Source organism: uncultured Roseovarius sp., from assembly GCF_947259555.1.
GTDB lineage: Bacteria > Pseudomonadota > Alphaproteobacteria > Rhodobacterales > Rhodobacteraceae > Roseovarius.
Genome location: NZ_CAMYMD010000069.1, coordinates 33,547 through 46,943 on the forward strand (window position 1 = coordinate 33,547; position 13,397 = coordinate 46,943).

14 protein-coding genes are annotated in these 13,397 nt (G+C 64.2%); 10 read left to right on the forward strand and 4 right to left on the reverse strand.

Annotated elements, in window-relative coordinates:
• The first annotated feature begins 9 nt into the window (after positions 1 to 9).
• Together truB and Q0X85_RS12015 are read left to right on the forward strand one after the other, a co-directional pair.
• Positions 10 to 915: a tRNA pseudouridine(55) synthase TruB gene (truB, locus tag Q0X85_RS12010; RefSeq protein WP_297772238.1), complete on the forward strand. Its 906-nt coding sequence runs from the start codon at positions 10 to 12 to the stop codon at positions 913 to 915.
• The gene (locus Q0X85_RS12015) at positions 912 to 1,481 is read left to right on the forward strand and encodes a DUF1643 domain-containing protein (protein WP_297772239.1); all 570 of its coding nucleotides are present in this window, start codon (positions 912 to 914) and stop codon (positions 1,479 to 1,481) included. The genes truB and Q0X85_RS12015 overlap by 4 nt, the downstream gene beginning before the upstream one ends.
• Positions 1,482 to 1,502: 21 nt before the next feature.
• Here Q0X85_RS12015 and Q0X85_RS12020 read toward each other — a convergent pair whose 3' ends face one another.
• Both Q0X85_RS12020 and Q0X85_RS12025 read right to left on the reverse strand, forming a co-directional pair.
• A complete protein-coding gene (locus Q0X85_RS12020) occupies positions 1,503 to 2,135 on the reverse strand; it encodes an enoyl-CoA hydratase/isomerase family protein (protein ID WP_297772240.1) in 633 nt (210 codons plus the stop codon).
• Positions 2,132 to 2,881: an SDR family oxidoreductase gene (locus Q0X85_RS12025; protein ID WP_297772241.1), complete on the reverse strand. Its 750-nt coding sequence runs from the start codon at positions 2,879 to 2,881 to the stop codon at positions 2,132 to 2,134. The genes Q0X85_RS12020 and Q0X85_RS12025 overlap by 4 nt, the downstream gene beginning before the upstream one ends.
• 127 nt (positions 2,882 to 3,008) lie before the next feature.
• Between Q0X85_RS12025 and Q0X85_RS12030 the strand changes: the two genes are divergently transcribed.
• Positions 3,009 to 4,529: a DUF2125 domain-containing protein gene (locus Q0X85_RS12030; protein ID WP_297772242.1), complete on the forward strand. Its 1,521-nt coding sequence runs from the start codon at positions 3,009 to 3,011 to the stop codon at positions 4,527 to 4,529.
• Between the two features lie 13 nt (positions 4,530 to 4,542).
• Here the strand turns inward: Q0X85_RS12030 and Q0X85_RS12035 are convergent, their stop codons facing one another.
• A complete protein-coding gene (locus Q0X85_RS12035; protein ID WP_297772243.1) occupies positions 4,543 to 5,736 on the reverse strand; it encodes an MFS transporter in 1,194 nt (397 codons plus the stop codon).
• A 183-nt stretch (positions 5,737 to 5,919) separates the two neighbouring features.
• Between Q0X85_RS12035 and Q0X85_RS12040 the strand changes: the two genes are divergently transcribed.
• From Q0X85_RS12040 to Q0X85_RS12050, 3 genes are all read left to right on the forward strand, one after another.
• Positions 5,920 to 7,266: a TldD/PmbA family protein gene (locus Q0X85_RS12040; protein WP_297772244.1), complete on the forward strand. Its 1,347-nt coding sequence runs from the start codon at positions 5,920 to 5,922 to the stop codon at positions 7,264 to 7,266.
• A complete protein-coding gene (locus Q0X85_RS12045; protein WP_297772245.1) occupies positions 7,253 to 8,032 on the forward strand; it encodes a 3'(2'),5'-bisphosphate nucleotidase CysQ in 780 nt (259 codons plus the stop codon). The genes Q0X85_RS12040 and Q0X85_RS12045 overlap by 14 nt, the downstream gene beginning before the upstream one ends.
• Before the next feature lie 79 nt (positions 8,033 to 8,111).
• Positions 8,112 to 9,032, forward strand: coding sequence for a DMT family transporter (locus tag Q0X85_RS12050; RefSeq protein ID WP_297772246.1), 921 nt, complete (start codon positions 8,112 to 8,114; stop codon positions 9,030 to 9,032).
• Here the strand turns inward: Q0X85_RS12050 and Q0X85_RS12055 are convergent.
• Positions 8,971 to 9,789 (reverse strand): glycosyltransferase, encoded by an 819-nt coding sequence (locus Q0X85_RS12055; protein ID WP_297772247.1) that lies wholly within the window; start codon positions 9,787 to 9,789, stop codon positions 8,971 to 8,973. The two genes, Q0X85_RS12050 and Q0X85_RS12055, sit on opposite strands and share 62 nt — an antisense overlap.
• A 347-nt stretch (positions 9,790 to 10,136) precedes the next feature.
• On the opposite strand from Q0X85_RS12055, the gene rpsL reads away from it, so the two are divergent.
• The 4 genes from rpsL to Q0X85_RS12075 all read left to right on the forward strand — a co-directional run.
• Entirely contained in the window at positions 10,137 to 10,508 is a 372-nt protein-coding gene (gene rpsL, locus Q0X85_RS12060; RefSeq protein WP_008281863.1) for a 30S ribosomal protein S12, read from the forward strand.
• A 63-nt stretch (positions 10,509 to 10,571) separates the two neighbouring features.
• The gene (rpsG, locus tag Q0X85_RS12065; RefSeq protein WP_297772248.1) at positions 10,572 to 11,042 is read left to right on the forward strand and encodes a 30S ribosomal protein S7; all 471 of its coding nucleotides are present in this window, start codon (positions 10,572 to 10,574) and stop codon (positions 11,040 to 11,042) included.
• Positions 11,043 to 11,063: 21 nt separating this feature from the next.
• Entirely contained in the window at positions 11,064 to 13,187 is a 2,124-nt protein-coding gene (gene fusA / locus Q0X85_RS12070; RefSeq protein ID WP_297772249.1) for an elongation factor G, read from the forward strand.
• A gap of 83 nt (positions 13,188 to 13,270) precedes the next feature.
• Positions 13,271 to 13,397, forward strand: a 127-nt coding sequence (locus tag Q0X85_RS12075) for a GTP-binding protein (RefSeq protein WP_297771155.1), incomplete at its 3' end; no start/stop codon positions are given.

Below are 13,397 nucleotides of genomic sequence, written 5' to 3' on the forward strand. Positions count from 1 at the left end.
GGGCCGGGCATGGCACGCAAACGCAAGGGGCGCGATATCTCTGGGTGGCTGGTGGTGGACAAGCCCGCCGGAATGACCTCGACCGCTGTTGTCAACAAGGTGAAATGGGCGCTTCAGGCGCAGAAGGCGGGCCATGCGGGCACGCTCGATCCAGAGGCGACAGGGGTGTTGGCGGTGGCGCTGGGCGAGGCGACCAAGACGGTGCCCTTCATCACCGACGCTCTCAAGGCCTATTCGTTTTGTGTGCGGTTGGGGCAGGCCACCAATACCGATGACACCGAGGGTGAGGTGATCGCGCAAAGCGATAGTCGCCCGACGGATCAAGAAATCAAATCCTCGCTAGGGGCTTTCGTTGGTGACATCATGCAGGTGCCGCCGCAATATTCTGCCGTCAAGATTGACGGGCAACGCGCCTACAAGCTGGCGCGCGATGGTGAGGCGTTCGAGGTGGCTGCCCGGCCTCTTTGGGTGGAAGAGCTGTTGCTCGTGGACCGCCCGGACGCAGATCACGCCGTGTTGGAAATGACCTGTGGCAAAGGCGGCTATGTTCGCTCGGTCGCACGCGATATGGGGCAGGCGCTGGGGTGTCATGGACATGTGGCGTGGCTGAGGCGGATCTGGTCAGGGCCGTTCGAGACCGAGGGCGCGGTCAGCGTCGCGCAGATCGACGAGATGGCCCACTCCCCCGAACTTGACCAGTACATTCGCCCCCTCGAGGACGGACTGACCGATCTGCCGATGGTCACCGCCACGCCGGAGAGCGCCGCGAGGTTGCGCAATGGCAATCCGGGTCTGGTGATCGCCAGAGACATTGAGTACGGCGACGAATGCTGGGCCGCGCTCGACGGCAAGGCGATTGCGGTCGGACGTTACAAGGCGGGAGAATTGCACCCGAGCCGGGTGTTCAACCAATGAGCGGCGCGGCCCCCGATCACCTGCATGATCCGGGCGGAAAGGTACGGCTGCGCCTGCCCGATGGGGTGATCGGCGGCGCCGCATATTCCTCCTGTGGACGCTACCGCCAGATGCTGAGCCGGGACTGGACGCCAGACGGCACCGCCCCGCGCAGGGTGCTTTTCGTGGGCATGAACCCGTCCGTTGCCAGTGCCGAGGTGTCCGACCCGACCTGTCACCGCGAAGTCATGTTCGCGCGGGACTGGGGGTTTTCATTCTATTTCAAAGGCAATGTTCTGGATTGGCGCGCGACGTCGCCAAAAGACCTGCCGCGTGACCCGAGCGCGGCATGCAGTGCCGCGAACATTCCTGCGCTTGTCAGTATGGCGGAGCAATCAGAGCTTGTGGTGCTGGCCTACGGCAAGCTTCATGCGCGTTATCAGGACGTCGTAAGGCATGCCTTGCAGGCGATCGCCGCGACGGGGCGGCCGCTGAGATGTCTTGGTCTGAACAAGGACGGGTCGGCCAAACATCCGCTTTACCTGCGTAAAGATACGCCGCTCATGCCGTTCGCGCTGCCGGTTTGATACCCGTTGCGCGCGCGATGTTCAGCCGGTCGTGCGGCACATCGCCTTTATCGCCGCCGCGTGCTCGGGTGAGGCCGAAAGCCCGTCCTTGGCCAGAGCATAAGCGTCAGGCAAAAGCGAGTCGCCCTGCACCACACGGTCGAACAGCCCCCAGTCGAGCGCCTCTTGCGCGCCGAGGCGTGCTCCGGCCAGTAGGATCATCCGGGCGCGTGATGGCCCGATCAGCGCGGTAAGACGGGCCGGATCGCTGGGTTGTGGCAGAAATCCCAGCTTCATGACCGGATAGAACGCGCCGGCCCCTTCGGCGGCGATACGAATGTCGCAAGCGAGGACCATTCCCATGGCCCCGCCCGCGACAGTGCCGTTGAGGGCCGCGATGCTCAGGCCCGGCAGGGCGGCGATGGCACCAGAGAGGCGTTCCCACTGTGGGCTGGTAGCAAGGCCCAAGCGGGCCGCCTCCAGATCGGCCCCGGCCGAAAAGACCTTGCCGCTGCCTGTCAGAACAAAGACACGCGCTGCAATGGCGGCCTCGGCGATATCGGCCAACTCCGTCAACATGACTTCGGTCAGGGCGTTGGCCTTGTCCGGACGGTTGAGTGTGACGGTCCAGAGCCCGCCGTCACGCTCCAGCGTGACAAGGCCGGTCGGACTCATTCGAGGCCGACCCGGCGGCGGATCGCGTCGTCGCGCAACGAGATTTCCTGCCCCGCAAACTCTGCGGCATCCGGGCCGCACATCCACAACAGGGCGCGGGCCGGCCAATCGGCCGGGATATGATCGGACCAGTCAAGTTGGCTCACGGCGTTGACGCCGCTGGCCTTGATCTCTCGCTGCATGTCGGTGGCCACGGTGCCCGGCGAGAGGCCCATAACCCGCACGCCGGCCCCCGCCGCTTCGACATCTGCGCATCGGGTCAGCATCGCCGCGCCCGCCTTTGACGCGCAATAGGCGCTCCAGCCCTCAAGCGGGTTGTGCGCCGCGCCCGAACTGACGGTGATTATCGTGCCCGCGCCCCGCGCCATCATACCGGGCAGGGCTGCGTGCATGCCGTTGAACACACCTTTGAGATTGACGTCGATGGCGTGACCCCAACTGCCAGGGTCGGTTTCGCTGAGCATCGAGATCGGCTCGATCAGACCGGCGTTGTTGATGAGGATGTCAAGCTGCCCGAACGCCGTGTGGCACGCTGCGACCGCGGCCTCGATTTCCCAATAGCGGCTGACGTCGCAGGGGATGGCGATGGCGCTTGGTCCAATTTCGCCTGCGAGATCAGCGATGGCGTCGCGGTTGCGCGCGACAAGTGCCACATGAGCGCCAGCCTCGGCGAAAACTCGCGCAGCGGCGGCACCTATGCCCTTGCTCGCACCGGTGATAAGAACGCATTTGCCCTTCATGTCCATAATAATCCCCCGTTTGTTTCCCCTGTTCCTAACCGCGTGATGTGTCGAGTTCCAGTCAGATCATCCCTTGACCCGATCCGCGCGACAACCGAAGCTAATCCAGATCGCGAACCCGAAAGGTATTCACATGTCCGTTTTCCGCTCCCTGGCCGTATCGGCCCTTGTTATAGCTTTCAGCGGGTCCGCCGCGTTGGCCGATCTCTCGGCAGATCAGGTCTGGCAGGATTGGAAGGCCTATCTTGAGGATCTGGGCTACCGCGTCGATAGCGACGAGAGCCGGTCGGGCGAGACCCTGACGATCCGCGACCTGGCGATGGAGATAGCTCTGCCCGAGGATCAGGGCGCGGTGTCGATGCGGATGGGGCAGGTGGAGTTCGTCGAGAATGGCGACGGCACCGTTTCGGTGGTTCTGCCCGAGACGATACCGATCGCGATTGCCGCCTCTGACGATGAGGCGCAGCAGGTTACGGCAACGATGGAAGTGACGCATACGGCGCTGGAGATGGTCGTCTCGGGCACGCGCGACGCGATGGAATACGACTATGATGCCGAGGCGGTGACGATGGCGCTGACCGAACTTCAGGCCGGGGACGAGACGCCAGAGATCCGCGCCGCGCAGATCCGTCTGGAGAATTTGAGCGGCAAGAGCCAAACCGCTCTCGGCGAGGCGGCGCGCACCGTGCAGCAGAACATGACCGCAGGTCCGGTCACCTACGATCTGGATTTCACTGACCCAACCGAAGGCGGCACGCTGGTTTTTTCCGGCTCGCTGGCGCGTGCGAATTTTGCAGGAGCGGGCACGATCCCCGATAGTTTCGATGCCGAGGATATCGCCGCGGCCCTGCGCGACGGGTTCCAGTTCGACAGCCGGATGGAATACGAGACCGGCAGCACCGCCTATCGGTTCGAGGATGCGGGCGACGTGCTGGAAGGCACCAACAGTTCCGAAAGCGGCAGTCTCAAGACCTCCATTGGTCCTGATGGTTTGCGCTATGGCGGCGCTGGTGACGGGGTGAAGATGGCGATCAGCGCCAGCGACATGCCGTTTCCGGTCAACCTGAGCATGGCGCGGATGGCTTTTGACATTGCCATGCCGGTGATCGAGAGCGAGGCCATGCAGGATTATGCCCTCGGTCTGGAATTTAGCGAATTCACTATGCCCGAGCAACTCTGGTCGATGTTCGATCCCGGCGCGCAATTGCCGCGCGATCCGGCGACGTTGTTGATTGATCTCAGTGGCAAGGGGCGCCTGTTCTTCGATCTGCTCGACCCCGAGCAGGTGGCGAACATAGAGGGCAACGAGGCCGCACCCGGCGAAGTCGAGAGCCTGACCCTGCATGACCTGACGCTGGAGCTTGCCGGTGCGAAGCTGACTGGCGAAGGGGCCTTCACCTTTGATGCGACCGATACGACGAGCTTTGGTGGCGCGCCTGCGCCCGAAGGTGCGCTCGACCTGCGGCTGGTGGGTGGCAATGGCCTGCTCGACCAGCTGATCACAATGGGCCTCGTGCCGCAGGATCAGGCCACGGGCGTGCGCATGATGATGGGGCTGTTCGCGCGGCCCGGTCCGGGCGAGGATGAGTTGGTGTCCAAGATCGAAGTGACCGAGGACGGCCAGGTTCTGGCCAACGGGCAGCGGATCAAGTAAGCGGCGCGCGGGCTCAGGCCGGGTCCAGATCGTCCAGCATCGCCGCGCGTTCGCGGATGCGCGGCGGCTGCAAGACCAGCGTCAATGTGCCCGGCAGGGCCGCTGCCGCGAGGAACATCATCTGCGCGCCGAGTGCATCGGCGGCGACACCGGCGAGGGCGGGGCCGATCATGCTGCCGCCTGCGGTGGCGAGCAGGGCGGCGGTGAAGCTGAGCGAGGGCAGCGCGGGAAAGAGCCGTTCCGACCATGACGCCAGCACCGCGCTGACCATCATCACGTGCAGCCCCTGAAGGCCCGCCGACAGGACAAGCCCGGCCCAACTGCCGGGGATCAGCGCCACCAGCGCGAGCGAGCCTGCCCCGGCCAGCATCAAGAGGCGCAGGAGCGTCGCCAGCCCGATGGCGGCATTGATGCGCGCGGTGGCGAGCCCCGCCAGACCGCAGAGCCCGTAGGTCACGAAGACCAGACCGGGGGTGGCCGAGGCGGGCAGGCCCGGGGTGCCGCCTGCGGCGCGGAGGTGGTCGGCGGCGAAGGCGATGTAGATCGCCGAGGTGGTGCCGTAGGCGAAGGCCACGGCAAAGAGCGGCAGGGCGGCGATGTGGCACAGCTCGTCCCATGCCGTGCGGGGCCGGGGCGCGCCGCCCGGTTCGACATCGCGCAGGGCTGCCCAGTTGGCCGCGAGGGCGATCAGGCTGGCCACGGCAAAGCCCGCCCAGCAGGCCCGCCACGAGAGATCCGTGGCGATCAGCCCGAGGGCGGCGAGCCCGGCAATGGCCACGCCGAGGCTGGTGCCGGTGCTGATCTCGGTGAGCGCCGTGGGCCGGTCGACATCGCGGATTTTGCGGTGCACCGCGTCGTTGAACGGGGTCCAGGCAAACCCCGCGCTGGACCCCGCCAGAAAGACACCGAGTGCGAGCGTTGCGACACCTTGGGCGAGGGCGATCAGTGCCATGCCGGTCGATGCGGCGATGAGGCCCGAGGCCACCGGCGCGCGTGGCCCCGCCCGCCCGAGCATCGCCTGCGCGAGCAGGAGCGCCACGAAGAAGCCGAGGAAACCGAGGCCCGAGACCAGCCCGACGGTGGTGTCGGACATCGCGAAACTGGCCTTGAATTCGGGCACGAACAGGCCGAACCCCATGCGCCCGGGGCCGAAGCTGATGGCGGTTGCGGCAAAACCGGCGGCGGAGAGGCTCTGGAAATGGGTCATGGCAGGCGGCCCCTTGTCGCGCGTCACAGACTCTGTCCCCGTGCGCCCCGCCGGGGACCCCCCTGATGTGTGGACCCGTCGAAATATCTGCAAGGGTCGGGGCGCGGCGCGGCTTTTCACGTGGCATGGCCTTGCACCATGGGCCGGGCCGGTCTACCTCAGTGCGGCATTCAGGAGACGCCCATGCCCCAATCGCTCGATGATCTGTCCCATGCCCTGATCGGTGCCGCGCTGAAAGCCGGTGCGCAGGCGGCCGATGCCATCGCGATCCGGGGGCAATCGGTGACCGTCGACATGCGCGGCGGCACGCTGGAGCAGGCGGAGCGGGCCGAGGGCACCGATATCGGGCTGCGCGTGCTGATTGGCGGGCGGCAGGCCAATGTCTCGGCCTCGGACACAAGGCCCGAGACGATAGAGGCGCTCGCCACCCGCGCGGTGGCAATGGCGCGCGAGGCGCCCGAGGACCCCTATGCCGGGCTGGCCGAACCTGCGCAGCTTGCCCGCGATTGGGATCTGGCGGCGCTGGACCTGTGCGACCCGGCGGCCGAGCCCGCGCCCGATGCGCTGATGCAGATGGCGCAGGAGGCGGAGGCGGCGGCGCTTGGAGTCGAAGGAGTCAGTCAGGTGCAATCGGCGAGCGCCGCCTATTCGCACAATGCCGCGCATATCGCGGCGAGCAACGGGTTTTCGGGCGGCTATGCGCGCACCGACACGGGCCTGTCCTGCGTGGCCATCGGCGGCACCGGATCGGGGATGGAGCGCGATTACGACGCCGATAGCCGCGTCTTTGCCAGCGATCTGCGCGGGGCCGAGGAAATCGGGCGGATCGCGGGGGAGCGCACGGTCGAGCGATTGAATGCCCGCCGCCCGCGCACCGGGGCCTATCCGGTGCTGTTCGATGAGCGCGTCGCATCCTCGCTGATCGGGCATCTGCTGGTGGCGGCAAGTGGGGCGTCGGTGGCGCGGGGCTCGTCCTGGCTGATGACCCGGCTGGGCGAGCAGGTTCTGCCTGACGCGCTGTCGCTGCTGGAGGACCCGCACCGCCCGCGCGCCACCGGATCGCGGCCGTTTGATGCCGAGGGGCTGCCGACCGCCCCGCGCGCGATTGTCGAGAATGGCCGTCTGATGGGCTGGACGCTCGATCTGGCGAATGCGCGCAAGCTGGGGATGCACTCCACGGCCAATGCGTCGCGCGGGACATCCGCGCCGCCGTCGCCTGCGACATGGAACGTGGCGCTGACGCAAGGCAGCCAGAGCCGCGCCGACCTGATCCGCGAGATGGGCACGGGCCTGTTGGTGACCTCGATGATCGGGGCCACGATCAATCCCAATACGGGCGATTATTCGCGGGGGGCCGCCGGGTTCTGGATCGAGAATGGCGAAATCGCCTATCCGGTCAATGAATGCACCATCGCGGGCAGCCTGCCCGAGATGCTGCGCACGGTGATCCCCGCCAATGACGCGCGCCCGCATCTGAGCCGGGTGGTGCCGTCGCTTCTGGTCGAGGGGCTGACGCTTGCCGGCGAGTGACCTTTCCCTGCTGATCGAGGCCGCGCAGGAGGCGGCGGAGATTGCGACGCGCTATATCGGCGCGCCGCTCGATATCCGCGACAAGCCGGGCGGGGCGGGGCCGGTGACCGAGGCCGATCTGGCGGTTGATGCGGCGCTCAGGCAGATCCTGTGCGACGCGCGGCCCGACTATGGCTGGCTGTCGGAGGAGACCGAGGACGATGCCACACGGTTGCAGGCCGACCGCGTCTTTATTGTCGATCCCATCGACGGGACGCGCAGTTTCATCGAGGGCAATGATATCTGGGCGCATTCCATCGCCGTGGCCGAACGCGGCGTGGTGACGGCGGCGGCGGTCTATCTTCCGATGCGCGACAAGCTATATGCAGCAGGCGCAGGGCTGGGGGCGACGCTGAACGACGTGCCGATCCGGGCCACGATGCGGGCCGATCTGGGGGGCGCGTCGCTCTTGGCGGCAACGCCCGCCTTTGCCCCCGAGGTCTGGCGCGACGGGCGCGCGCCGGAGGTGACGCACGGCTTTCGGCCCTCCTTGGCCTATCGCCTGAGCCTTGTGGCGGAAGGGCGCTATGACGCGATGATGACGCTGCGCCCGACCTGGGAATGGGACATTGCGGCGGGCGATCTGATCCTGCGCGAGGCCGGGGCGGTGACATCCGACCGGCGGGCTGCGGCGCTCAGGTTCAACAACCCGGTGCCGCGTCTGGACGGGGTGCTGGCGGCCAATCCGGCGCTGCACGGCGCGCTGCACGCGGCGCTGGCAGACTGATCGCCCTCTGATCCCCTCTTGCACCCGGGCGCGATCCGCGTCTAATGCGCGGGACGTTTGATCAAAAAACAGGCAGGCCATGCCCCGTTCCGACAATCTGACCGGCGCGCTCCTGATGATGGGGTCGATGGCGGCGTTCACGATAAACGATGCGATGATCAAGGGCCTGTCGGGGCAAGTGCCGCTGTTTCAGGTGATGTTCCTGCGCGGGGTGGTGACGACGATCCTCGTGGCGGTGATCGCCTGGCGGATGGGGGCGCTGACGCGGCACCTGCCGCGCGAGGACCTGTGGCCGGTATTCTGGCGCATGGTGGGCGAGATCGGCTCGGCCTATTTCTTTGTCTCGGCGCTCTTTAACATGCCGATTGCCAATATCAGCGCGATCATGCAGGCGCTGCCGCTGACGATCACGCTGGCCGCCGCGCTGTTTTTCCGCGAGCCGGTGGGCTGGAAGCGGATGTCGGCGATCCTTGCGGGGTTCATCGGCGTGATGCTGATCGTGCGGCCCGGCACCGAAGGGTTCAACGTCTATTCGGTCTATGGTCTTGCCGCCGTCGCGTTCGTGACCCTGCGCGATCTGGCGACGCGCAAACTGTCGCGCGATGTGCCGTCGATGCTGGTGACGCTGATCACCTCGTTCTTCATCATGATTTTCTTTGGTCTGGCGAGCCTGACCGGGGACTGGGCCCCCATTGACGGGCGCGCCATGCTGCTGATCGGTGGCGCGGCGGTGATGATCATCGGCGGCTATCTGTTTTCGATCATGGTGATGCGGGTGGGCGAGATCGGCTTTGTCGCGCCGTTCCGCTATACCAGCCTGATCTGGGCGCTGATCCTCGGTTGGGTGGTGTTTGGGGACTGGCCGCAGACCGTGACGCTGATCGGTGCGGCGATCGTCGTGGCCTCGGGGCTGTTTACGCTCTACCGCGAGGCACAGGTCAGCCGGCGGGCAAAGGCGGAGCGGAAAAGACAGCTCGCACTTGGTCCTCGTCCACGTTGAACTGGCTCTTGAAGAACGCGCGCTCCTTGTCGGTGAGCGGCTCCATCGGGCCCGTTTTGTACTTGGCGGCCGAGTCATTGTCGTCATGCTTGGAACGCAGATACATGTAAGGACCCGGCTGGATCAGGGTGGACATCTCGTGATGCAGTTTGTGATGGCTGAAATTCATGACCGTCAGCGGATCGCCCGGGCGGAACAGCACCGCAAGGCCGCAGGCCCAGAATGCCGTGTGCACCTCTTCTGCGACAATGCCCTGATCCGAGAGTGAGACCGAATATCCGCGATTGTACTCTATGGCCATGTAGCGCCAGTTCTTGCGCATGGTGCGGGTGTGCTTTTCAAACCAATGCAGGCTACGGACAAAGCCAAGCCCGACCGCGTCATCGTCATCGAGGCGGAACTGCATCGAGGGTGCCGTGTCCTCGCCCAACTCTTCCTTGATGGCCAGCTGCATGGCCAGCCGGTGCTTCATCGGCTCACGTTCGACGATCCTTATCTGCGGTACGCTTTCCGTCAGATCATTGAGCCTGTCGCGATAGGCCTTCGGCAGGCTTTCCCCGACGAGAATGAGAAAGGTAAAATCGGGATGTTGCTGTGCTGCAATGGAGGGCAGGGTGAGGCATTCGAAGTGCCGAAACCGAAGCTCCATCCGCTCGGGTGCATAAAGGTAGCGCTCACGGTCCTGAACCGTATCGTGCATGCGCTTGAAGCCGCCGAGGGCAGGATAGGAAAACCGGCAAATCCCGATTACGCGCATCGCTCTGGCACTCCGTCGCTTCGCAGGTTTACACCGCGTTTGGTGCTCGATACATCGCACTCGCCGGGCGGCTCCGCAAGGGTTGGCAGGGCTGTTGACAACCCCCGCGACTCCCCCTATACGCGCCCCATCCATGGCTGAGGGGGTCGCCCCGTCGCCTGTATCATAACTGTAGTGGTCAAGATCCGGGTGTGAGTGCCCCGATCCTCTGGAAACCCACCGCGTCGGACCCGAAATACAGGGTGCGATTGCGGTCTTTGCGTATTGCGGACGCGCGACACGCTTTTGATTAACCGCACGGGATACCCCGTGCAGACACATGTGTTGAGAGACGGGGAAAAACCGGAATGCCAACGATCCAACAGCTGATCCGCAAGCCGCGGCAGCCGAAAGTCAGAACTACCAAGTCACAGCACCTTCAGGGCTGCCCTCAGAAGCGTGGCGTGTGCACGCGCGTCTACACGACGACGCCGAAGAAGCCGAACTCGGCCATGCGGAAGGTTGCCAAGGTGCGCCTGACCAATGGCTTCGAGGTCATCAGCTACATTCCGGGCGAGAGCCACAACCTTCAGGAGCACTCGGTGGTTCTGATCCGTGGCGGTCGTGTAAAAGACCTTCCCGGTGTGCGGTATCACATCCTGCGCGGCGTTCTGGATACGCAAGGCGTCAAGGATCGGAAACAGCGCCGCTCGAAATACGGCGCCAAGCGTCCGAAATAAGGATTTCGGGCGTCCCGGCACTGGCCCGGGGCCTCGCCCGCAGAGGAACAAGAGGAATATCAGATGTCCCGTCGTCACGCCGCTGAAAAACGCGAGATTTTGCCCGACGCCAAATATGGCGACCGGGTGCTGACCAAATTCATGAACAACCTGATGATCGACGGCAAAAAGTCTGTCGCCGAAACCATCGTCTACAACGCGCTCGACCGTGTCGAGGGCAAGATCAAGCGCGCCCCCGTCGAAGTGTTTCACGAGGCGCTCGACAACATCAAGCCGTCGGTCGAGGTGCGCTCGCGCCGTGTTGGCGGTGCCACCTACCAGGTGCCCGTCGAGGTCCGCCCCGAGCGCCGTGAGGCGCTGGCGATCCGCTGGCTCATCATCGCATCCCGCGGTCGCAATGAGAACACGATGGAAGAGCGCCTCGCCGGCGAACTTCTGGACGCCGTTCAAAGCCGCGGCTCGGCCGTGAAAAAGCGCGAAGACACCCACAAAATGGCCGAGGCGAACAAAGCCTTCAGCCATTACCGCTGGTAAACCTTTAGAGGTATCTCAATCATGGCACGCGATTATCCGCTCGAACGCTATCGCAACTTTGGCATCATGGCCCATATCGACGCAGGCAAGACCACCTGCTCGGAACGGATCCTGTTCTACACCGGCAAATCCCACAATATCGGTGAGGTGCACGATGGTGCGGCCACCATGGACTGGATGGAGCAAGAGCAGGAACGCGGGATTACGATCACCTCGGCTGCGACAACAACATTCTGGCAGTGGCAGGAGGACCCCAGCAAAGAGGGGACTTACGACACCAAGTACCGGATGAACATCATCGACACGCCGGGACACGTCGACTTCACCATTGAGGTCGAGCGCTCGCTCGCCGTGCTCGACGGCGCGATCTGTGTTCTCGACGCCAATGCCGGTGTTGAGCCGCAGACCGAGACGGTGTGGCGTCAGGCCGACCGTTACAAGGTCCCGCGCATCGTCTTCGTCAACAAGATGGACAAGATCGGCGCCGATTTCTACAACTGCGTCAAAATGATCGAAGACCGCACCGGCGCGCGCGCTGTGCCGGTCGCGCTGCCCATCGGCGCGGAGACCGAGCTCGAGGGCATCATCGATCTGGTGACCATGGAAGAATGGACCTGGAAAGGCGAGGATCTGGGTGCGTCCTGGACCCGTCAGCCGATCCGTGACGAGCTCAAGGAGACCGCCGACGAGTGGCGTGCCAAGCTCATCGAGAACGCCGTCGAAATGGACGACGACGCGATGATGGAATATCTCGAAGGCAACGAGCCTGACATCCCCACATTGCGCAGCCTCGTTCGCAAGGGCACGCTGTCGCTTAGCTTCGTGCCGGTTCTGGGTGGCTCGGCGTTCAAGAACAAAGGCGTGCAGCCTCTGCTCAACGCCGTGGTCGATTATCTGCCGAGCCCGCTCGACGTGGTCGATTACATGGGCTTCAGCCCCGATGACGAGACCGAAACCCGCGACATCCCGCGTCGTGCTGACGATACGATGCCGTTCTCGGGTCTCGCGTTCAAGATCATGAACGATCCGTTCGTCGGCTCGCTCACCTTCACGCGTATCTATTCGGGTGTGCTGAACAAGGGCGATACCGTCCAGAACTCGACCAAGGGCAAAAAAGAGCGCATCGGTCGGATGATGATGATGCACTCCAACAACCGCGAAGAGATCGAAGAGGCATTTGCCGGCGATATTATCGCGCTTGCGGGCCTCAAGGACACCACCACCGGGGACACGCTCTGCGATCCCAAGGCGCAGGTCGTGCTCGAAACCATGACCTTCCCCGATCCGGTGATCGAGATCGCGGTCGAGCCCAAGACCAAGGGCGACCAGGAAAAGATGTCTGCCGGTCTGGCGCGGCTTGCCGCCGAAGACCCGTCCTTCCGCGTGGAGACCGATATCGAAAGCGGTCAGACCATCATGAAGGGTATGGGCGAATTGCACCTCGATATTCTCGTGGATCGTCTCAAGCGGGAATTCAAGGTGGACGCCAACATCGGCGCGCCGCAGGTCGCCTATCGCGAGACCATCGGTCACGAGATCGAGCATACCTACACCCACAAGAAACAGTCGGGTGGTTCGGGTCAGTTCGCCGAGGTCAAGATGGTCATCTCGCCGACCGAAGCGGGCGAAGGCTATTCTTTCGAGAGCCGGATCGTCGGTGGCTCGGTGCCCAAGGAATACATTCCGGGTGTCGAAAAGGGCATCACCAGCGTTATGGACAGCGGTCCGCTCGCAGGCTTTCCGGTGATTGACTTCAAGGTTGCGCTGATCGACGGCAAATTCCACGATGTGGACTCCTCCGTGATGGCGTTCGAGATCGCGGCCCGGATGTGCATGCGTGAGGGCTTGCGCAAGGCCGGCGCCAAACTTCTCGAGCCGATCATGAAGGTCGAGGTCGTGACGCCCGAAGAGTATACCGGCAACGTCATCGGCGACCTCACGTCGCGTCGTGGGCAGGTCTCGGGGCAAGAGCCGCGCGGCAACGCCATCGCGATCAACGCGAATGTACCGCTGGCCAACATGTTCGGCTATATCAACACGCTACGCTCGATGTCCTCGGGACGTGCCCAGTTCACGATGCAATTCTCGCATTACGACCCGGTGCCGAACAACATCGCCGAAGAGATCCAGGCGAAATACGCATAAAGGCGGTGGGCAATCTGCCCACCCTACCACCCCTGTAGGGTGCGCCACCGCGCACCGCATATGAACAAAAAGGAGCCAAGACCATGGCAAAGGAAAAGTTTGACCGTTCGAAACCGCATGTGAACATCGGCACGGTTGGTCACGTTGACCACGGCAAGACGACGCTGACGGCGGCGATCACGAAGTATTTTGGTGATTTCCGGGCCTATG